The following is a 19,640-nucleotide window of genomic DNA, read 5'->3' as shown; positions in this document are numbered from 1 at the left end:
CTCATCGGTCCGGCGGGCGGCGGGAAGCCCCGTTCACAGGCCCCCGCCACGTTCCGCGATAGCCGCGTCTCATCGTCCGCCTTTCGAAGTCGGTCGTCGTACTTTCACCGCGCCCCGCGTTTACCCCCGAATCCACACCGTATGCGGGCGAGCTGTGCGGGCCCTTCGACGGACACCTCACCAGGGGCTTCGACGGGACACCACACGTGTGACACGGTGGTTGGTGCCCACCCGGTCCGGAATCGGGCCACCAAGCCCCGACGAGAGGGGGCAAGAAGACGATGGGTGCGTACATCTCACTGTGCCGCGACGGCACTTCGGCCCTGGTGACGGTCGACACGGACATCGACGCCCAGTCCCGCCCACAACTCGAGTCCGCAGCCGACGATCTGCCCGCCACCGTCCGCGACCTCACCCTGGACCTGGGCCACGTGGTCTTCGTGGACAGTTCGGTCCTGCACGTGATCCGCGACATGCAGCGGGCCGTCGACCGCAACGGCGGACGGCTGCGCGTGGCCGGCCTGACCGGCCAGCCCCGCAGATTGCTTCGGCACGCCGCGGACCTCTGGCCCGAGGCCCACTGGGACAGCTACCTGCAGGCCTGTTGAACCCCGCGGACCCCCCTTCCGGTCACGACCGTCAGCCGACCCGGATGCCGACGAGACAGGTGTCGTCGTCGGTGTCCGAGCGGCTGTAGGTGAGCAGTCGGTCCAACTGCTGGTCGAGTGTCCTCGGCACCACCGTGCGAGCGGTGGTCAGCAGATGGCGCAGCGACTCCTCCATGGAACGGTCCCGGCGCTCGATCAGACCGTCGGTGTACATCAACAGGGTGTCCCCGGCCTCCAGTTGGAGCTCGGTCTCCTCGTAGACCGCCTCCGGAACGGCACCGAGCAGCATGCCCTTGACGAGGGGCAGGGGCGCGGCTTCCGCCGCCCGCATGAGCACCGGCGGGAGATGGCCCGCTCGCGCCCAGCGCAGGGTGTGCCGGGAGGGGTCGTACAGTCCGCAGATCGCCGTGGCGGTGACGGCGCCGGTGAGATGGTGCGCCACGATGTTGAGCCACGACAGCAGTTGCCCCGGCCCGGCACCGGTGACGGCCAGACCGCGCAGCGCGTTGCGCAGCACGACCATGCTGGTGGCCGCCCCTATCCCGTGCCCCGCCACGTCACCGACGCACACCAGCACCATCCCGGACGGCAGCACCACGGCGTCGTACCAGTCGCCGCCCACGAGCTGCTCGGTCTCCGCGGGTCGGTACCGGACCGCCACCTGGAGATCGGGCACCTGCAACGGAGTCTGGGTGGGCGGCATGATGGCGTGCTGCAACTGCAGGGTCAACCGGTCCCGTTCGCTGGCCTGCTGCTCGCTGTGCGCGAGCTGGTCGCGGGTGGCCGCGAGCGCGACCTCCGTCCAGTGCTGCGCCGAGATGTCCTGGTAGGCCCCGCGGACGGCGAACAGCCTGCCCTCCGTGTCCAGCACCGGTTCGGCGACCACCCGGATGTGCCGGGTCACCCCGTCGGGCCGCTGCAGCCGGAACGCGGTGGACGCCGACCGCCGTCCGTGCAGCAGCGCCCGCAGGAACCTGCGGATGGCCGCGGTGTCGTCCGGGTGGGCGTGGGCCGCGAGCTCCTCCAGCGGTACGGGGGTGCTCGACGAGGAGAGCCCGTACAGGTCGAAGAGCTGGCCGTTCCAGGTGATCTCGCCGGTCAGCAGGATCTCCTCGAAGCCGCCGATCCGTCCGAGCCGTTGGGCGTGCTGCAACAGGCTCGCCAGCCGGGCGGTCTCGTCCTCGATACGCCACAGCAGCAGGACGGCGCTGCCGTGCCGGCTGACGCTGATGTCGGCGACCGCCGAGAGCGGGACCTGGTCGACGAGGGCGGTGAGGTTCATCCGGTGCGCGCGGAAGGCCTCGCCCGTCGCGTACACCCGCTCCACCCGCTGGAAGAGCTCGCTCTCCCCGGCCGCCATCGGGTAGGCCTCCAGCAGCAGCGCGCCGTTCACGACGGCACGCGGCCGGCCCGCCGGATCGAGGAACCGGCTGTTCGCATGCTGGATACGGAAGTCCACCAGGTGACCGGAGCTGTCGAGGTGCGGCACCAGGACCAGGGCGGGATCGTGCAGTCCGTCGGCCAGGTCCATCAGCTCCGCGGCGTCCGGCAGCACCCGGGGCTCCGGCGCGGAGCCGTGGATCACGGTGTACGTCTCCAGCGTGTGCGCGCACAACTCGGCGAGGGCCTCCACCTGACGCACTATCCGCTGCGGTTGTGGCGCCAGCGGCGTGGGCCAGGCGATCTCCAGGACGCCGTGCACGCGCCCGCCGGTCCCGGCGGGCAGCGCGGCCCGGCCGCCGTCCGGATGGTGGTGCCGGCCGATGCTGGGCAGACCGGTCTTGGCGAGGGAGGTGATCCAGTGCCCCGAGCGTTCGGTGAGGCCGCGCCGCGCCACCGTCGCCACGTCCGGGGGCACATAGCGCCAGCGCGCGGCCTCGGCCGGGGAGAACCCGGCGCTGCCCGCCAGGGTGAGGGAGCCGTCGGGGCCCGCCGCCCAGATCGCCACGGCCACCGCTCCTAACGGCTGCAGGGCCTGCTGCAGCAGGGAGTCCGCGACGGCCTGGGTGTCGTTCGCGGCCAGCGCACCGCTCTCGGCGGCCCGCAGCCGTACGGCGGGCGAGTCGCCCTCCGGTTCTGAGGTGGCGGCGAGGAAGGCGTCCGTCACCTCCGACATCCGGTCCCGGGCGGACTGGTTGATGACCTCGACCGCCAACTCCAGCGGCGTCACCTTCGCCTGCTCGGCCAGCTCCACGAGCTGACGGGAGGCCTGCGCGGGGCCGCACTGCAGACGTTCGACCAGGATGCCCTTGGCGAGCTCGATCAGAGCCCGCCCCTCGGCCTCCGCCTGGGCCGCCCGCACCTCGCTGCGCAGCCGCTCGACGGTAGCGGCCAGCCTGCCCACGGGGGAGGCCGAGGGGACGGCCCCCTCGGTGTCGGCGGGCCGGCCCTCGGGACGAGGCGGGGCAGGCGTGGCGGATCCGTGAGGTGCCTCCGCGTCGCCGTGCTCGTGCGGATGCTCGGAACTCGGTGGCCTCATGCGGACAGCCACCGGCGGACGCAGGCGATCAGGTCCCGGGTGTCGACGGGCTTGGTGACGTAGTCGCTGGCGCCCGAGGCGAGGGACTTCTCCCGGTCGCCGGGCATCGCCTTCGCGGTGACGGCGATGATGGGCAGCCCGATGTACTGCGGCATTCTGCGGATCTCGGCCGTGGCCGTGTACCCGTCCATCTCCGGCATCATCACGTCCATCAGAACGAGCGCGATGTCGGGGTTGTTCACCAGGGCCTCGATACCCTTGCGGCCGTTGTCCGCGTGCAGGACCCGGAAGCCGTGCAGTTCGAGGATCCCGCTGAGCGCGAACAGGTTGCGCGCGTCGTCGTCGACGACGAGCACGGTACGGCCGGCGAACGAGTCGTCGACCGCATGGGGCGTCAACTGCTGTGGTTCCTCGGGACGCACCAGGGACAGCACGTCCCCGGGTTCCTCGGCCGAGAGATGCAGCGCGATGCGCTCGCGCAACTCGTCCAGGCTGGACAGGAACTCCAGCGCCCCGCCCGCCGCGCGGGACTGCAGCGTCTCCTCCATGGCCAGGTCGGCACGGTGACCGTTGTGCACCAGCACCGGAACACTCGCCAGCGCGGAGTCCCCCTGGAGGGCCTCCAGGAACCGGGAGGCCTCACCGTCCGGCATGCCCATTTCGAGGACGACGCAGTGGCACGGCTCGTCCGCCAGGGCCCCCGCGGCCTCCTGGGCCCCGACGGCGGTGATGATGTCGACCGCCGCTCCCGGCCCGCTGCCGCCCCGGCCGTGCGCCACGTCCGCGACCACGCTTTCGGCGACGAGGGTCAGCAGCCCGCGAGAGCGCTCCTCCACCACGAGCAGACGGCGTCGGCGCTGCCCGGTCCCGGCCGGGAGACCGGCCACCGCCTGACGACCTCTCAGGGCGTCCCGGTCGACCCCGGTGTCCGGCGCCTTCTCCAGCGCCGGGCCATTGCTCAGCAACTCCTCGAAGTCGGGACGCGCCACCGGGAGGAACAGGGTGAACGTGCTGCCCTGACCGGGCGTGCTGTCCACCGTGACCGCGCCACCGAGGAGATGGGCGAGCTCCCGGGTGATCGACAGGCCGAGGCCGGTGCCTCCGTACTTGCGGCTCGTCGTGCCGTCCGCCTGCTGGAACGCACCGAAGATCGTCTCCAGCTGCTGCTCCGGGATGCCGATGCCGGTGTCCTTCACCCGGAAGGCCACGAGGGTGCCGCCCCGCAGCACGCCCTGGGGCACCCCGTCGTCGGCCGCGGGCTCGATGCGCAGCTCCACGCTGCCCTGTTCGGTGAACTTGACCGCGTTGGACAGCAGGTTGCGCAGTACCTGACGCAACCGGGACTCGTCGGTCAGCAGGTCCGCGGGCGCGCCGGGGGCCGTGGTCACCGTGAAGTCCAGGCTCTTCTGCGTCGTCATCGGCCGGAAGGTGGCCTCGACGTAGTCGATGAGCTGACGCAGGGAGACGACCTCCGGCGCCACGTCCATCTTTCCGGCCTCGACCTTCGACAGATCGAGGATGTCGTTGATCAGCTGGAGCAGGTCCGACCCCGCGGAGTGGATGATGCCCGCGTACTCGACCTGCTTCGGCGTGAGGTTGCGCGAGGGGTTCTGGGCCAGCAACTGGGCCAGGATCAGGAGACTGTTGAGCGGGGTGCGCAGCTCATGGCTCATGTTCGCCAGGAACTCCGACTTGTACTTCGAGGCCAGCGACAACTGCTGCGCACGGGCCTCCAGTTCCTGCCGGGCCTGCTCGATCTGCAGGTTCTTCGCCTCGATGTCCCGGTTCTGCGCCACCAGCAGGGAGGCCTTCTCCTCCAGCTCCGCGTTGGAGTGCTGCAGTTCCTCCTGCTGCTCCTGCAACTCCGCCGACCTGGCCTGGAGTTCGGCCGTGAGACGTTGCGACTCGCCCAGGAGCTCGTCGGTGCGGGCGTTGGCGACGATCGTGTTCAGGTTGACGCCGATGGTCTCCATCAGCTGTTCCAGGAAGTCCTGGTGGATCTGTGTGAAGGCGGTGACCGAGGCCAGCTCGATCACACCGAGGACCTGGCCCTCCACCACGATGGGAAGCAGGACGAGCGCGGTCGGCACCACCTGACCGAGCCCCGAGGAGATGGTCACGTAGTCGGGCGGCAGTTCGTCCACCGTGATCGTGCGGCGGCTGCGCGCGGCCTGACCGACCAGAGTGCGGCCGAAGGCGACCCGGGTGGGCTTGCTGTCGCCGTCGGGATAGCCGTAGGAGCCGACGAGCCGGAGTTCGGGGCCGTCGTCAGTGTCCTCGGCGAGGTAGAAGGCGCCGTACTGGGCCGACACCAGCGGTACCAGCTCGTCCATGATCAGTTCGGCGACGACGGGCAGGTCGCGGTGGCCCTGCATCAGGCTGGAGATCCGGGCGAGGTTCGTCTTGAGCCAGTCCTGCTCCTGGTTGGCCCGGGTGGTCTCGCGCAGCGAGCCGACCATGGAGTTGATGTTGTCCTTGAGTTCGGCGACCTCGCCGGACGCCTCCACCGTGATCGAGCGCGTCAGGTCGCCCTCGGCGACCGCGCTCGCCACCTCGGCGATCGCGCGTACCTGTCGGGTCAGGTTGCCCGCGAGTTCGTTCACGTTCTCCGTGAGGCGCTTCCAGGTGCCCGAGACGCCCTCCACCTCGGCCTGTCCGCCGAGGCGTCCCTCCGTTCCCACTTCGCGGGCGACGCGGGTGACCTCGTCGGCGAAGGCGGAGAGCTGGTCGACCATCGTGTTGATCGTCGTCTTGAGTTCGAGGATCTCGCCGCGGGCGTCGACGTCGATCTTCTTCGACAGGTCGCCCTTGGCCACCGCGGTCGTCACCAGCGCGATGTTGCGCACCTGACCGGTGAGGTTGTTCGCCATCGAGTTGACGTTGTCGGTCAGGTCCTTCCACGTGCCGGCCACGTTCGGTACGTGTGCCTGTCCGCCGAGCCGTCCCTCGGTGCCGACCTCGCGGGCGACGCGGGTGACCTCGTCGGCGAACGCGGACAGCGTGTCGACCATCGTGTTGATGACGTCCGCCAGGGCCGCGACCTCGCCCTTGGCCTCGACCGTGATCTTCTGCGACAGATCGCCCCGGGCCACGGCGGTCGCCACCTGGGCGATCGAACGGACCTGGCCGGTCAGGTTGGACGCCATCACGTTGACGTTGTCCGTGAGGTCCTTCCAGGTGCCCGAGACCCCTCGGACCTGCGCCTGTCCGCCGAGGTTTCCGGCGGTGCCGACCTCGCGGGCGACGCGGGTGACCTCGTCGGCGAAGGCGGAGAGCTGGTCGACCATCGTGTTGATGGTGTTCTTGAGTTCGAGGATCTCGCCGCGGGCGTCGACGGTGATCTTCTGGGAGAGGTCGCCCTTCGCCACCGCCGTGGCCACCTGGGCGACGTTGCGGACCTGCGCGGTGAGGTTGCCCCCCATGAAGTTCACCGAGTCGGTGAGGTCGCGCCAGGTGCCCTTGACGCCCTTGACGTCCGCCTGTCCGCCGAGGCGTCCCTCGGTTCCCACTTCGCGGGCGACGCGGGTGACCTCGTCGGCGAAGGCGGAGAGCTGGTCGACCATCGTGTTGATGGTGTTCTTGAGTTCGAGGATCTCGCCGCGGGCGTCGACGGTGATCTTCTGGGAGAGATCACCCTGGGCCACCGCCGTCGTCACCTGGGCGACATTGCGGACCTGCGCGGTGAGATTGCCCGCCATCAGGTTCACCGAGTCGGTGAGGTCCCGCCAGACGCCGGCGACCCCCGGCACCTGCGCCTGTCCGCCGAGGCGTCCCTCGCTGCCGACCTCGCGGGCGACGCGGGTGACCTCGTCGGCGAAGGCGGAGAGCTGGTCGACCATCGTGTTGACGGTCTCCTTCAGCTGGAGGATCTCGCCGCGCGCGGGGACGTCGATCTTCTGGGAGAGGTCGCCCTTCGCCACCGCCGTCGCCACCTGGGCGATGTCGCGCACCTGTGTCGTCAGGTTGCCCGCCATCGCGTTGACGGAGTCCGTGAGATCGGCCCAGGTTCCCGAGACACCCGGGACCTCCGCCTGTCCGCCGAGTGTCCCCTCGGTTCCCACTTCGCGGGCCACCCGAGTGACCTCGGAGGTGAACACGGACAACTGGTCGACCATGCCGTTGAACACGGTGGCGATGTCGCCCATGAGGCCCTCGCCGTCGTCCGGCAGGCGGGTACCGAAGTCCCCGTCCCGGACCGCCGTCAGCCCCGCGAGGAGCTGTCTCAGCTCGTGATCTCCCGGGACCGCATCAGCGACCTCGGTGGTGTTGGTGGTCATGCGCACCCTCGTTCCGCTCCCCAAGAGTCCCCGCGGCCGAGGACTCGGAACCAAGTCGGGCCGTTTCGGACGGCCCTCCGCAAGTCATACATGCGTTTCCGCAGTTCACGGATCCGCTCGATGAGAAAGACGACGCAGGCTAACCCAGGTGCCGAGCGGTGGACAAAAGTGTCGCGTCAACTTGTACCCACGGTACGGAAAGTCGGGCGAAGTGTGCATGCACGCGCGCGGTAGGGGTACTGGGGTCGATTTCCCTGTCGGGACCGGGCCGGAGTTCGGCAGTTCGGCGGTTGTGGCGCGATGCTCAGAATGCGAGCGCGGCTGGAGGGTAACTGCTGCTGTGAAGCGGGCGGGCGCGCCGTCCGCGTGCGGGCTCATGACCCGTCATCGGCACGGGGAGGAAGGAGCGGTGTGTCCACCGACATCATCTGGTCGTACTCAGCGGACAGCGGATATGCGCAGGGGCAGGAGCTCACGGGTTATCTCGTGGCGGCGACCGACGGCACGATCGGTCATGTGGACCGACAGGCCGACCACTTCGGGATGCGGCACCTGGTCGTGGACACCGGGGTGTGGGTCTTCGGCCGAAGCGTCCTGGTCCCGGTCGGCGTCGTGACGGGCGTCGACATCGAGGGCCGGAAGATATCCCTGTCCTGCACACGGGGCGAGGTGAAGGCGGCGCCCAGGTTCCGGACGGACAGCGAGACCATGGACGCGGCCTATCTGACGAGCGTCGGCGACTACTACCACCGGCTGCCGCCGCGCGAGACGACCACCACCTGACCCGGGACGACCGAAGGCCCTGCAGAGCACACACCGGCATCGATCGGGAGAAACCACCGATGCCCCGAGCGGGGGCCCGCGTCACGCGTGCCCCGCCGAAGCCCTCCTGGGGCCGTCGTCGCACCAGTCCGTGCGGTCGGCGGCCGCAGGGACTTCGACCGGCCGGACGGGCCCACACGGCCCGGCGGGCCCACCGGACGAACGGTGGGGCTCGCGCGGCGGCGGAGGTGGGCACGAGAAGGACGGAAAGGCTGATCGAGGTGACAGGAACGGCAGGGCTCTTCATCCTGGCCGATGACGTCGAGACCGTGGTCGAGAGCGTGACGGAGGCGCTTCCGGCAGTGACGAAGTCGTGAGGGCGGCGGACCGCACGCCGGCCGAGGCCCGGACGGAGCCCAGGGTGGAGACCGCGGCGGCGGCACGCGCGTACGCGCAGGCGGTGGTGCGCGAGGAGTGGGGCGCGCGATCCCGCACGGTGCGGGAGGAGGATGTCATCGACCTGCTGCTGGTCGTGTCGGAACTGGTCACGAACGCCATCCGGCACGGTGACGGACTGGCCGGGTTCGACGTCTCGCCCACGTCCGACGGGGTTCGGCTGGATGTCCACGACCACAGTGCGACGGTCCCCGATGTCGCCTACGGATCGGGCGCCCTGCCCGTCGGGCACCACGGCAACGGCTATGGCTGGCCCTTGATCATTCGTCTCGCCCGTGAGATCGGCGTCGAGAGGCGACCCGAGGGCGGCAAGACGGTCAGCGTGTTCGTGCCGTTGCGTGAGGTGACCGGCTGAGACCGGCTGAGAGGCGTCTCACCAGGGGAGGAAGACGTGGATCTCCTTGCCGCGGCCGCTGGTGATGACGCTGACCTGGTCGCACAGTGTGTGGATCAGGTGCCATCCGATGCCGCCCCCACCCGTGCTGGGGTGGAAGGGGCGGGGTGCCGGTGGCGTCGTGTTCGTGTCCTCCATGACCACATGGACGCCGTCGAACGTCCGGCGCATGGACAGCTCGAAAGGCCCTGGTGCGTACTGGACCGCGTTGGCGGCCAGCTCTGTGACCACCAGGAGAATGTCGTCCCAGTACTCCGGCGTGGCCGGCGGCGCGGTACGTGCCAGATCGGAGAGGAACTTTTCCGCTTCGAGGCGTGCGCCCGTCACATTGCGCAGCTCGCCGGAGAACCGGCTGCTGCGGCTTGGGATCTCCTTGGAAGCCAGTGTGTCGTCCCTAAACGGCTCGCTTGCCATCTCGCCTTCCCGGCCCGGCGTCTGCAGGGCTGTAGTCCTTCCCTTGCGCCCCCACCGTTTGCTAGTTCCCAGGCGGAGAGAGCCTACGCGCGCCATGCGCGATCAGACTGGCGAAGCCTGTCCGCCGTCGGGCCTGACCCCGCGAATCCGGGGCAGAGGGACGCAAACAGCTTGTAGGACACGACGAACGGAGGGTGACCCGTGCTCGCCATAGCAGCGGCAGTACTGTTCTTCATCGCGTTCCTGATCAACGCGGCAGAGATCTCGACCAACGACGTCTTCACGTCGACGAACGTCATGCTCCTCGGCCTCACCGTGCTGGCCCTGCACCTCGCCGGTGTGGGCACCTCCTGGGCGGCACGCGGCCGCAGGCGCTGAAAAAGTGGAACCAGGAATGTCGGAATCGTGCGTGGACTGGTTTTCCCGCAGGAAATCACGCTCCTGAACGTCAGGGCAACTCCCCGGTGTGCAAGGCGTGTTGAAGGGAACTCGGACAGTAATCCACACACCGGAGAGCGGGAGAATGTGATGACGAGTTACGGCAGTTCCTCGGCCGCCTCCTCCAGGTCACGCACCAATGGTCTGGCTGTCGCGAGCCTCATCTGCGGAATTATCGGACTGATCTTCTTCAACGTGGTTCTCGGCCCGGTGGCGATCGTGCTGGGCGCCGTGGGACTGCGTCAGGCGCCGGCCAAGGGCGGGGCGGGAATGGCCAAGGCCGGCATCGTTCTCGGCATTGTCGACCTGGTCGTCTTCGGAGTCCTGCTCGCGCTGGCCGCGTCGAACGGCAGCGCCACCTGGTACATCGGCGGCTGACCCCGGCTCCCTGCCGGGCCGAAGGGCGCATGCGCGGTACGGGCATGCGCCCTTCGGTATGCCCGTACCGCGGCAGGTCCGGCGACCGGGATGATCCTCAGCGGAACACGTCGTCCACGTCGTCCCAGGACGACAACTCGTCCGGCACCCGGGCGCGTCCGGCCCGCGAGCGCGCCTGGTACATCGCGTCGATCTCCAAGGCGTACGTCTGCGCGATGAGGTCCCGGCGCAGCTTCATCGACGGCGTCAGTAACCCGCTGGCCACGCCGAAGGGCTCCGGGAGCACCCGGAAGACCCGAATGGACTCCGGCCGCGACACCGCGCTGTTGGCCGCCGCCACCGCCCGCGTGATCTCCTCCCGCAGCGCGTTCTCCTCCCGGGCCTCCCGGCTCGGTATGTCGCTCTGCAGGGTCAGGGCGGCCCGCCAGTGCGCGAGGAAGTCCGGGTCCAGCGTGATCAGCGCCCCCACGCAGGGCAGGTTGTCGCCCACGACGACCGCCTGGTGGATCAGCGGGTGCATCCGCAGCCGGTGTTCCAGCGCGGCCGGGGCGACGCTCTTGCCGCTGCTGGTGATGATGACGTCCTTCTTGCGGCCGGTGATCGTCAGATAGCCCTCGGGATCCAGCCGCCCGAGATCCCCGGTGGCCAGCCAGCCGCCGTACAGCGCGGCGCGGGACGCCGGCGCGTCGCCCACGTAGCCCTGGAACAGCGACGGCCCGCGCACCAGGATCTCCCCGTCCTCCGCGACCCGGATGTCGGTGCCCGGCAGGGCCTGCCCGACGGTCCCGGACTTCTCCCGGCCCAGCGGCTGCATCGTGACCCCGCCACTGGTCTCGGTGAGGCCGTACCCGTCGTGGACGTAGATGCCGATGCCTTCGTAGAACATGGAGAGCTCGCGGTTCAGGGGAGAGCCGCCCGAGGTGGCACGCCGTACCCGGCCGCCGAGCGTGCCACGCAGCCTGCGGTACACCGTCCGCTCGTACAGGGCGTGCTGCAGCCGAAGGTCGAAGCCGGGGCCCGGCCCCTCGCCGAGCCGCTGCCGCTCGCACGCCGCGGCGAAGTCCCGGGCCGTCTCCGCCGCCCGCTCGAACAGCGCGCCGCGGCCCGACTGCTGGGCCGTGCGCAGGAAGTTCTTGTAGATCTTCTCGAAGACCGACGGCACGGCGTAGAAGTAGGTGGGGCGAAACGACTGCAGCGCCGTCGCCAGGGACTCCCCGCTCAGCTCGGGCTCGTGCCCCATCAGCAGGCCACCGCGCAGGCACACGCCCTGGATCATGAGGCCGTACACATGGGAGAACGGCAGGAAGGCCAGCACGGACCCCTGTTCCCCGGGAGGCGCGGTCGTGTGGCCCCAGCCCGCCACCAGGGTGTCGCAGACGCTCGCCAGACCGCGGTGGCTGAGCGCGCAGCCCAGGGGACGGCCCGACGTGCCGGAGGTGTAGGCGACGACCGCGGTGGAGTCCGGCAGCACGATGCGGCGCAGCGAGTCGACCGTGGCCAGCGGGATGAACTCGCCCCGCGCCGTCAGCTCCTCCAGCGCCCCCGCGTCCAGCTGCCAGACGTGCCGCAGCCGGGGCAGGGACGCGCACACCGAGCCCACCGTCATGACCGCCTGCTCGTCCTCGACGAGTACGGCGACGCAGTCCGCGTCCCGGAGGATCCACTCGACCTGGTCGCGCGAGGACGTCGGATAGATCGGGACGACCTCGGCGCCGACGGCCCACAACGCGTAGCAGACGACCGTCCACTCGTACCGGGTGCGCGCCATGATCGCGACGCGGTGGCCCGGCGAGATCCCGGACGCGATCAGCCCCTTGGCCAGGCCGACGACCTCGTCCCGCATTTCTACGGCGGTCACCTTGTCCCAACCGGAGGAGGCGGCGTCGGGCCGGCGCGCCAGCACCGGCCGGGTCGGGTCGGTGACCGCCGTGTCGAAAACGCTGTCGGCGAGCCCGCCGGTCGGCGGCGGGGCGGGCGAGAGTGGGGGGACGACGTCGCGCATGCTGGTCCTGACGTGTACGGGGTGTGACTCCGCCGATGAGCACGGTTATCTGCGGTGCTCGAATGTAGCCGAGGTGACAGCGCTGGGTGCCGGGATTGAACAACTGGCCAGGCGTCTGTGATCTCCGCGAGTCCTGGGCGTCATCCTCGTCCTGGCCGTCGTCACCGCCGCGTTCTTCCTGGCGTACGCCCTCGTGCCGCTGCCGCGGAAGCGTCGAAGGGTGTACGGGCGGGGCTCACGCCTGGGTCTGGCGCACGCATTCGGTGACCACGTCCCGCAGGCTGCCGGCCCGTTCCATCAGCTCGCGCTGCACCCGGTCGCCGGCGCGCCCGCGCAGCAGCTCGGCGCAGGTCTCGCGGGCCCGGTCCAGGTCCCCGCTGTCGGCGAGGGCATCCTCGACATGCTCCAGCAGGGCCCGGACCACCGTCTCCGCGGGCATCCGCCGCATGGTCGAGGGATGCAGCAGCTCGTCGGTGAGGCCGGAGCGCGCGGCACGCCAGGACGCCAGCCGCAGCAGGCTCACGCTGTGCCCGGCCGGGTCCACGCCCGCCCGCCACTCCCGTGCGGCGGTCTCGACGAGCCCGCGCGCGAGGGTGGCGACGAGTACCGCGGTGTCGGCCCGCAGACAGACGTCCGACACCCGGATCTCCACGGTCGGGTAGCTCCGGGAGAGCCGGGCGTCGAAGTAGATCATGCCCTCGTCGAGGATGACCCCGGTGGCCACCATTTCCGAGACCCTGCGGTGATAGCGCTCGGCCGACCGGAAGGGCTCGGTCGGACCGGCCGACGGCCATCGCTGCCACACCCGGCTCCGATAGCTGCTGTAGAGCGTGTCCGTGCCCTGCCAGAACGGGGAGTTGGCGCTCAGCGCGGACAGCACCGACAGCCAGGGCTGGATCCGGTCGATGACCGCGACGCCCTCCTCGTCGGACTCCACGGACACATGCACATGGCAGCCCATGACCATTTGTTCCTGGGTGGCGATCCCGTACTGCTCCGCCATCCACTGGTACCTGCGGCCCGTGGCCACGGAGGGACTGACGGGCAGCGGTGACGTGGCCAGCGCGGCGACGGCACAGCCGCTTCCCCCGGCGTGCCGGGCCGCCTCCTTGCGGCACCGGACGATCTCCGCGCGTAGTTCGTCCATGCCGGACTGCGGATGTGTCGCGAACTCGACCATCTGGTTGTGCAGTTCCTTCTCGAAGACGTCCTGCTCGGTGCCGTTCTGCGCGGCACTGGCGAGGACCGCGGCCGACAGTGCCTGCGGTTCGCCCGTCTCCGGGTCGACCAGGAGGAGTTCCTCCTCCACTCCGACGGTGCGCACGTGATGCACCCCTTCTCTGGTCTCTCGGCGGCGGCGACGACCAGCCTGGTCCGGTCGTACGACCCCGACTGCCCCTGCGGAGCCGTTCGAACACCTGCCGTCGCCGTACGGGCCTCACCAAGCGCGCGGTGTCAGCCAGACCGTCGCGAGGGGCGGCAGAGTCAGCCGGACGGCCCCGTCCTCGGGCTTGAGCGGCTCGGGGTGTGTGACATCGCCGCCGCCGTACCGTCCGGCATCGGTGTTGAGCACCTCGTACCAGGCGTCCACGTCGTCCGGGACGGTCAGTCGGTAGTCGTGGCGCACCACGGGGGAGAAGTGGGAGACCGCCAGCAGGGGGGAGCCCTCGGAGTCGAACCTCAGGAAGGCGAAGACGTTGTCCTCGGCGGCGTCACCCACGACCCACCGGAATCCGGCGGGGTCGGTGTCGCGCTGCCACAGCGCCGGGGTGTGGCGGTAGACGGTGTTGAGATCGCGGACCAGGTCACGGACGCCTCGGTGGTCGGGCTCCGCCCCGTACGCCGGGTCCAGCAGCCACCAGTCCGGGCCGTGCTCCTCGGACCACTCCGCGCCCTGCGCGAACTCCTGGCCCATGAAGAGGAGCTGCTTGCCGGGGTGCGCCCACATGAAGCCCAGGTAGGCGCGGTGGGTGGCGCGCCGCTGCCACCAGTCGCCCGGCACCTTCGACACGAGGGCCTGCTTGCCGTGGACGACCTCGTCGTGCGAGACGGGCAGGACGAAGTTCTCGCTGTAGGCGTACACCATCGAGAACGTCATCTCGTTGTGGTGGTACTTGCGGTGCACCGGCTCCTTGCCGATGTACTGCAGCGAGTCGTGCATCCAGCCCATGTTCCACTTCAGCCCGAATCCCAGCCCGCCGCTGTCGGTCGGCCGGGTCACCCCGCCCCACGCGGTGGACTCCTCGGCGATCGTCACCACCCCGGGTGCCCGCCGGTACACGGTCGCGTTCATCTCCTGGAGGAACGCCATGGCGTCCAGGTCCTCCCGGCCGCCGAACACATTGGGCGTCCACTGTCCCGAGTCGCGCGAGTAGTCGAGGTAGAGCATGGAGGCGACGGCGTCCACCCGCAGGCCGTCGATGTGGAACTCCTCGCACCAGTACACGGCGTTGGCGACCAGGAAGTTGCGCACCTCGACCCGGCCGAAGTCGAACTCGTAGGTCCCCCAGTCCGGATGCTCCGCCCGCCGGTCGTCTCCCGGCTCGTACAGCGGGTCCCCGTCGAACCGGGCCAGCGCCCAGTCGTCCTTGGGGAAGTGCGCCGGCACCCAGTCCATGATCACGCCGATTCCGGCCCGGTGCAGGGCGTCGACGAGGTACCTGAAGTCGTCCGGGGTGCCGAGCCGGGCGGTGGGGGCGTAGAAGCCGGTGACCTGGTAGCCCCAGGACCCGCCGAAGGGATGCTCGGCGACCGGCATCAGCTCCACATGCGTGAAGCCCAGGTCCTTCACGTACGCCGGTAGCTGCTCGGCGAGTTGACGGTACGTCAGGCCGGGGCGCCAGGACGGCAGATGGACCTCGTACACCGAGAACGGCGCCTCGTGCACGGGGACGTCCCCACGCCCGGCCAGCCACTCCCCGTCACCCCACTCGTACCGCGACGAGGTCACGATGGACGCCGTGTCGGGCGGCACCTCCGTGCGGCGGGCCATCGGGTCGGCCTTCAGGAACCGGCCGCCGTACCGGGAGGTGATCTCGAACTTGTACCGCGCGCCCTCGCCGATGCCCGGCAGGAACAGCTCCCACACACCGGACGCGCCGAGGGACCGCATCGGGAACGCCTGCCCGTCCCAGAACGTGAACTCGCTCGCGACCCGCACCCCTCGCGCGTTCGGCGCCCACACCGTGAACCGGGTCCCGGCGACGCCCTCGTGGGCCATCGGCTCGGCACCCAGCGCCTTCCACAGCTGCTCGTGCCGGCCCTCACGGATGAGGTGGAGGTCCCTCTCGCCGAGGGCGGGCAGGAAGCGGTACGGGTCGTGCACCTCCTGTTCCCCGTCCGCGTACTCCACCAGCAGCGTGTACGCGGGGATCGCGGCGAGCGGCAGGACGCCGGAGAAGAGTCCGTCGCCCTCCGAGGCCAGCCGGCCGCGCTCGCCGTCGATCACGACGCTCACCGAGCGGGCGAACGGGCGCAGCGCGCGGAAGACGATCCCGTCCGGGGCGGGGTGGGCGCCCAGCAGCGCGTGCGGGTCGTGATGGGCGCCCGACAGCAGACGCCCGCGCTCGGCGGGGTCCAGGGGCGGGGCCGTACCGCACCGGGCGGGTCCGGAGGGCTCGGGCAGCGAGGTGTCGTCGCGCAGGGCCACGGGTCAGTCTCCTCTCACGGCGAGACGCTCGATCGCCGCCATGGGTACCGGGAGCCAGTCCGGGCGGTGCCTGGCTTCGTAAAGGACTTCGTACACAGCTCGGTCGGTCTCGTAGGCACGCAGCAGTCCGTGTTTCTTGCGCGGATCCCATCCGGCGCGGGCGGCGTAGCCCCCGCAGAACGCCTCCCGGCAACGACGCGCCCACTGCGGACGCCACGGGCGGCGCTGGCGGGCCGCGTAGTCGAAGGAGCGCAGCATCCCGGCGATGTCCCGTACCGGGGACTGGACGCTGCGCCGCTCGGCGAGCGGGCGGGACGGCTCGCCCTCGAAGTCGATCACGAACCATTCGCGACCGGCCCGCAGTACCTGCCCCAGATGCAGATCGCCGTGGATGCGCTGGGCGGGCGGCCCGGGATCGCAGGCGACCAGCGCGCCGAAGGCGCCCCGCAGCCCGGGGACGAACGGCTTGAGGGCCGGGACACAGTGCGCGGCCGAGTCCAGCCGCTCGGTCATCGCCGCCGCCGTCCGGCGGCTCTCGTCGTGGACACCGGTCGGGAAGGCCGAGGCCAGCGCGAGGTGCACCTCCGCGGTGGCCTGCCCCAACTGGTGCGCCTGCACGGTGAAGTCGTCACCGGTGGCGAGCGCGCGCAGGGCCAGCGTCCAGCCGTCGGAGGCTTCCCGCAGGTACGGCTGGAGCACGCCCAGCGTCACCTCCTGCGGATGCGTGGTCCGGAACCAGGCCACCGGGGCGGGAACCCGGCGGCAGCCCTGTCCGGTGAGCGCGCCCGGCACCTCCAGGTCGGGGTTGATGCCGGGCTGGACGCGACGGAAGATCTTCAGGATGAACTCGTCGCCGTACACCAGCGAGGAGTTGGACTGCTCGGCGTCCAGCAGCCGCGGCGGCAGCCCGCCCGGCACCGGCACGGACGGGTCGCCCTCGAAGCGCAGCGGACCGGCCGATCCCGGGTGCCGCAGCCGTTCCAGGAGCAACTGCGCCGACCGGGGGTCGTGCAGGGCGTCGTAGACCGTCATGCCCGCGAACGGCCCCTGCTCCGCCCGGCCGATGAGTGCCCGGCCCAGGCGCGGCGACACGTGCTTGCGTATGCCGAGCAGCAGCTGGTAGCAGTCGCTGTCGTGGGCGCCGCCGGGTATCGGTACCGCCGAGCGAGCGGTCTGCACTAGCAGGTGCAGACAGCCCGGGAACAGTTCGGTCATCGACAGCAGACCGAGTTCCGTGACGGGCCGGTCCTTGCCCGCGAACCAGCGCTGCCGGGGCAGCCAGTCCCGCAGCAGGTCGCCGAGCGACAGCATCGGGTCGGCGACGACCGTACGTATGGGGCGGAGGAATGCGGTCTTCGGCATGGTGACGCGTCCTTTCGTCGGCACACGCTCAAAGTCGTCGGCCGATGCGGGATGCCACTCGGGAGAGCCGGAACCAGTAGAAGCCGTGGCCGCCGAGGGTGAGCAGATACGGCAGTTCACCGATGGCCGGGAAACGGACGCCGCCGAACAGTTCGACGGGGTGCCGGCCGGCGAACTCCCGCAGATCGAGCTCGGTCGGCTGCGCGAACCGGGCGAAGTTGTTCACACACAGGACCAGGTCGTCCCCGTTTCCCTCTGTCGAGGGGGCCTCCCGCAGGAAGGCCAGCACCGCCGGGTTGGAGGACGGGAGCTCGGTGAAGGAGCCGAGGCCGAAGGCGGGGTTCTGCTTGCGGATCTCGATCATGCGGCGGGTCCAGTGCAGCAGCGAGGACGGCGAGGCCATCGACGCCTCGACGTTGGTGACCTGGTGGCCGTAGACCGGGTCCATGATGGTCGGCAGGCAGAGTCGGCCGGGGTCGGCCGTGGAGAAGCCTGCGTTGCGGTCCGGGGTCCACTGCATCGGGGTCCGTACGGCGTCCCGGTCGCCGAGCCAGATGTTGTCGCCCATGCCGATCTCGTCGCCGTAGTAGAGGATCGGCGAGCCCGGCAGCGACAGCAGCAGGGCGGTGAACAGTTCGATCTGGTTGCGGTCGTTGTCGAGGAGGGGGGCCAGGCGCCGGCGGATGCCGATGTTGGCGCGCATGCGGGGATCCTTGGCGTATTCCGCCCACATGTAGTCGCGTTCCTCGTCGGTGACCATTTCCAGGGTCAGCTCGTCGTGGTTGCGCAGGAAGACGCCCCATTGGCAGTTCGACGGAATGGCCGGGGTCTTGGCGAGGATTTCCGAGACGGGATAGCGGGATTCCCGGCGGACCGCCATGAAGATGCGAGGCATGACCGGGAAGTGGAATGCCATGTGGCATTCGTCGCCGCCGGACCGGAAGTCGCCGAAATAGTCGACGACGTCCTCCGGCCACTGGTTCGCCTCCGCCAGCAGCACCGTGTCCGGATACATCGCGTCGATGTCGCTGCGGACCCGCCGGAGGAACTCGTGGGTGGCGGGCAGGTTCTCGCAGTCGGTGCCCTCCTCCGCGTAGAGGTAGGGCACGGCGTCGAGGCGGAAGCCGTCGATGCCCAGGTCCAGCCAGAACCGGAGGGCGGCCAGGATCTCCTCCTGGACCGCGGGGTTCTCGTAGTTGAGGTCCGGCTGGTGGGAGAAGAAGCGGTGGAAGAAGTACTGCTGCCGGACGGGGTCGAAGGTCCAGTTGGAGGCCTCGGTGTCGACGAAGATGATCCGGGCGTCCTGGTACTGCTTGTCGTCGTCGGCCCACATGTAGTAGTCGCCGTAGGGGCCGTCGGGGTTGTTGCGGGATTCCTGGAACCACGGGTGCTGGTCGCTGGTGTGGTTCATGACGAAGTCGATGATGACGCGCATGCCGCGCTGGTGGGCGGCGTCCACGAACTCCACGAAGTCGGCGAGGTCGCCGAACTCGGGCAGTACGGCGGTGTAGTCCGAGACGTCGTAACCGCCGTCCCTCAGGGGTGACTTGAAGAACGGCGGCAGCCACAGGCAGTCGACGCCCAGCCACTGCAGGTAGTCGAGTTTCGCGGTCAGGCCTTTGAGGTCGCCCACCCCGTCGCCGTTGCTGTCCTGGAAGGAGCGGACGAGGACCTCGTAGAAGACGGCACGCTTGAACCACTCGGGGTCCCGGTCCTTGGCGGGGGTGTCCTCGAAGGTGTCGTGGACGGGCTCGTTGACGGTCATGACGCGGGGGACCCTCCGATCTGTGGCGAGGTGGCCGTTCGCTGGACGTGGAACACATGCGCGGGCGCCCGACCGGGCGCCAGCCGCACGTAGTTGTTCCTGCGCCAGCGATAGGTCTCACCCGCCAGTTCGTCGTGCACGGACACGGACTCGTGCCATTCCAGGCCGAGTTGCGGCATGTCCAACGAGACCGTGGCCTCCTGGGCGCGGTGCGGATCGAGATTGACGACCACCAGAACCGTGTCCTGGCCCGTTCGCTTGCTGTAGGCGATCAGGGCGTCGTTGTCGGTGCGGTGGAAGTGGATGTTCCTGAGCCGGTGCAGCGCGGTGTGCCGGCGTCGGATGGTGTTGAGCCGGGTGATGAGGGGGGAGAGGCTGCGTCCCTCGTGTTCGGCCGTGTCCCAGTCGCGGGGTTTGAGCTGGTACTTCTCGGAGTCGAGGTATTCCTCGCTGCCGGGTTTGAGGGGGGTGTTCTCGCAGAGTTCGTAGCCGCTGTAGATGCCCCAGGTGGGGGAGAGGGTGGCGGCGAGGACGGCGCGGACCTCGAAGGCGGGCCGGCCGCCGTGCTGGAGGTACTCGTGCAGGATGTCGGGGGTGTTGGCGAAGAAGTTGGGCCGCATGTAGGAGGCCGCCTCGCCGGACAGTTCGCTCAGGTA

General features: G+C 70.0%; 13 protein-coding genes and 1 pseudogene. 5 read left to right on the top strand and 9 right to left on the bottom strand.

What is annotated here, in order from left to right; all coding sequences use genetic code 11:
- The first annotated feature begins 281 nt into the window (after positions 1 to 281).
- Positions 282 to 608: an STAS domain-containing protein gene (locus AB0H86_RS21305; protein WP_362440725.1), complete on the top strand. Its 327-nt coding sequence runs from the start codon at positions 282 to 284 to the stop codon at positions 606 to 608.
- A gap of 31 nt (positions 609 to 639) precedes the next feature.
- Here the strand turns inward: AB0H86_RS21305 and AB0H86_RS21300 are convergent, their stop codons facing one another.
- On the bottom strand, positions 640 to 3,087 hold the full coding sequence (locus AB0H86_RS21300; protein WP_362440723.1) for a SpoIIE family protein phosphatase: 2,448 nt from the start codon (positions 3,085 to 3,087) through the stop codon (positions 640 to 642).
- The gene (locus AB0H86_RS21295) at positions 3,084 to 7,364 is read right to left on the bottom strand and encodes a HAMP domain-containing protein (protein WP_362440720.1); all 4,281 of its coding nucleotides are present in this window, start codon (positions 7,362 to 7,364) and stop codon (positions 3,084 to 3,086) included. Before AB0H86_RS21295 ends, AB0H86_RS21300 begins: the two co-directional genes overlap by 4 nt.
- Positions 7,365 to 7,775: 411 nt before the next feature.
- Between AB0H86_RS21295 and AB0H86_RS21290 the strand changes: the two genes are divergently transcribed.
- Positions 7,776 to 8,147 carry a PRC-barrel domain containing protein gene (locus AB0H86_RS21290; protein WP_362440717.1) on the top strand — a complete coding sequence of 124 codons (372 nt, stop codon included), beginning with the start codon at positions 7,776 to 7,778 and terminating at the stop codon, positions 8,145 to 8,147.
- Positions 8,148 to 8,547: 400 nt separating this feature from the next.
- Positions 8,548 to 8,937 (top strand): ATP-binding protein, encoded by a 390-nt coding sequence (locus AB0H86_RS21285; protein WP_362440714.1) that lies wholly within the window; start codon positions 8,548 to 8,550, stop codon positions 8,935 to 8,937.
- A gap of 18 nt (positions 8,938 to 8,955) precedes the next feature.
- Here the strand turns inward: AB0H86_RS21285 and AB0H86_RS21280 are convergent, their stop codons facing one another.
- A complete protein-coding gene (locus AB0H86_RS21280; RefSeq protein ID WP_362440712.1) occupies positions 8,956 to 9,390 on the bottom strand; it encodes an ATP-binding protein in 435 nt (144 codons plus the stop codon).
- A gap of 201 nt (positions 9,391 to 9,591) precedes the next feature.
- On the opposite strand from AB0H86_RS21280, the gene AB0H86_RS21275 reads away from it, so the two are divergent.
- Together AB0H86_RS21275 and AB0H86_RS21270 are read left to right on the top strand one after the other, a co-directional pair.
- Positions 9,592 to 9,768 (top strand): hypothetical protein, encoded by a 177-nt coding sequence (locus AB0H86_RS21275; protein WP_107056526.1) that lies wholly within the window; start codon positions 9,592 to 9,594, stop codon positions 9,766 to 9,768.
- Between the two features lie 150 nt (positions 9,769 to 9,918).
- Complete coding sequence (locus AB0H86_RS21270) at positions 9,919 to 10,206, top strand: DUF4190 domain-containing protein (RefSeq protein WP_362440709.1); 288 nt, start codon at positions 9,919 to 9,921, stop codon at positions 10,204 to 10,206.
- Between the two features lie 97 nt (positions 10,207 to 10,303).
- Here the strand turns inward: AB0H86_RS21270 and AB0H86_RS21265 are convergent, their stop codons facing one another.
- From AB0H86_RS21265 to AB0H86_RS21240, 6 genes and pseudogenes are all read right to left on the bottom strand, one after another.
- On the bottom strand, positions 10,304 to 12,208 hold the full coding sequence (locus AB0H86_RS21265) for an AMP-dependent synthetase/ligase (RefSeq protein WP_362440707.1): 1,905 nt from the start codon (positions 12,206 to 12,208) through the stop codon (positions 10,304 to 10,306).
- 235 nt (positions 12,209 to 12,443) lie between these two features.
- Positions 12,444 to 13,532: a glutamate--cysteine ligase gene (locus AB0H86_RS21260; protein ID WP_362440705.1), complete on the bottom strand. Its 1,089-nt coding sequence runs from the start codon at positions 13,530 to 13,532 to the stop codon at positions 12,444 to 12,446.
- Between the two features lie 114 nt (positions 13,533 to 13,646).
- The gene (gene glgB, locus AB0H86_RS21255; RefSeq protein ID WP_362440703.1) at positions 13,647 to 15,857 is read right to left on the bottom strand and encodes a 1,4-alpha-glucan branching enzyme; all 2,211 of its coding nucleotides are present in this window, start codon (positions 15,855 to 15,857) and stop codon (positions 13,647 to 13,649) included.
- 3 nt (positions 15,858 to 15,860) lie between these two features.
- On the bottom strand, positions 15,861 to 17,219 hold the full coding sequence (locus tag AB0H86_RS21250) for a maltokinase (RefSeq protein WP_362440701.1): 1,359 nt from the start codon (positions 17,217 to 17,219) through the stop codon (positions 15,861 to 15,863).
- A 28-nt stretch (positions 17,220 to 17,247) separates the two neighbouring features.
- Entirely contained in the window at positions 17,248 to 18,984 is a 1,737-nt protein-coding gene (treS, locus tag AB0H86_RS21245; RefSeq protein ID WP_362440698.1) for a maltose alpha-D-glucosyltransferase, read from the bottom strand.
- Positions 18,981 to 19,640: pseudogene (locus AB0H86_RS21240) on the bottom strand (alpha-1,4-glucan--maltose-1-phosphate maltosyltransferase); the annotation flags it as partial. The pseudogene AB0H86_RS21240 and the gene treS, both read right to left, overlap by 4 nt.

The sequence above is a fragment of the Streptomyces sp. NPDC050997 genome (assembly GCF_040660135.1).
GTDB lineage: Bacteria > Actinomycetota > Actinomycetes > Streptomycetales > Streptomycetaceae > Streptomyces.
Note: the sequence above shows the minus strand (reverse complement) of the source record. Positions and strands in the feature narration are given on the sequence as shown.

Excerpts from the sequence above, each read along its gene's own strand:
- AB0H86_RS21305 (WP_362440725.1), top strand. The coding sequence starts at position 282 with ATGGGTGCGTACATCTCACTGTGCCGCGACGGCACTTCGGCCCTGGTG.
- AB0H86_RS21300 (WP_362440723.1), bottom strand. The coding sequence starts at position 3,087 with ATGAGGCCACCGAGTTCCGAGCATCCGCACGAGCACGGCGACGCGGAG.
- AB0H86_RS21295 (WP_362440720.1), bottom strand. The coding sequence starts at position 7,364 with ATGACCACCAACACCACCGAGGTCGCTGATGCGGTCCCGGGAGATCAC.
- AB0H86_RS21280 (WP_362440712.1), bottom strand. The coding sequence starts at position 9,390 with ATGGCAAGCGAGCCGTTTAGGGACGACACACTGGCTTCCAAGGAGATC.
- AB0H86_RS21270 (WP_362440709.1), top strand. The coding sequence starts at position 9,919 with ATGACGAGTTACGGCAGTTCCTCGGCCGCCTCCTCCAGGTCACGCACC.
- AB0H86_RS21265 (WP_362440707.1), bottom strand. The coding sequence starts at position 12,208 with ATGCGCGACGTCGTCCCCCCACTCTCGCCCGCCCCGCCGCCGACCGGC.
- AB0H86_RS21250 (WP_362440701.1), bottom strand. The coding sequence starts at position 17,219 with ATGCCGAAGACCGCATTCCTCCGCCCCATACGTACGGTCGTCGCCGAC.
- treS (WP_362440698.1), bottom strand. The coding sequence starts at position 18,984 with ATGACCGTCAACGAGCCCGTCCACGACACCTTCGAGGACACCCCCGCC.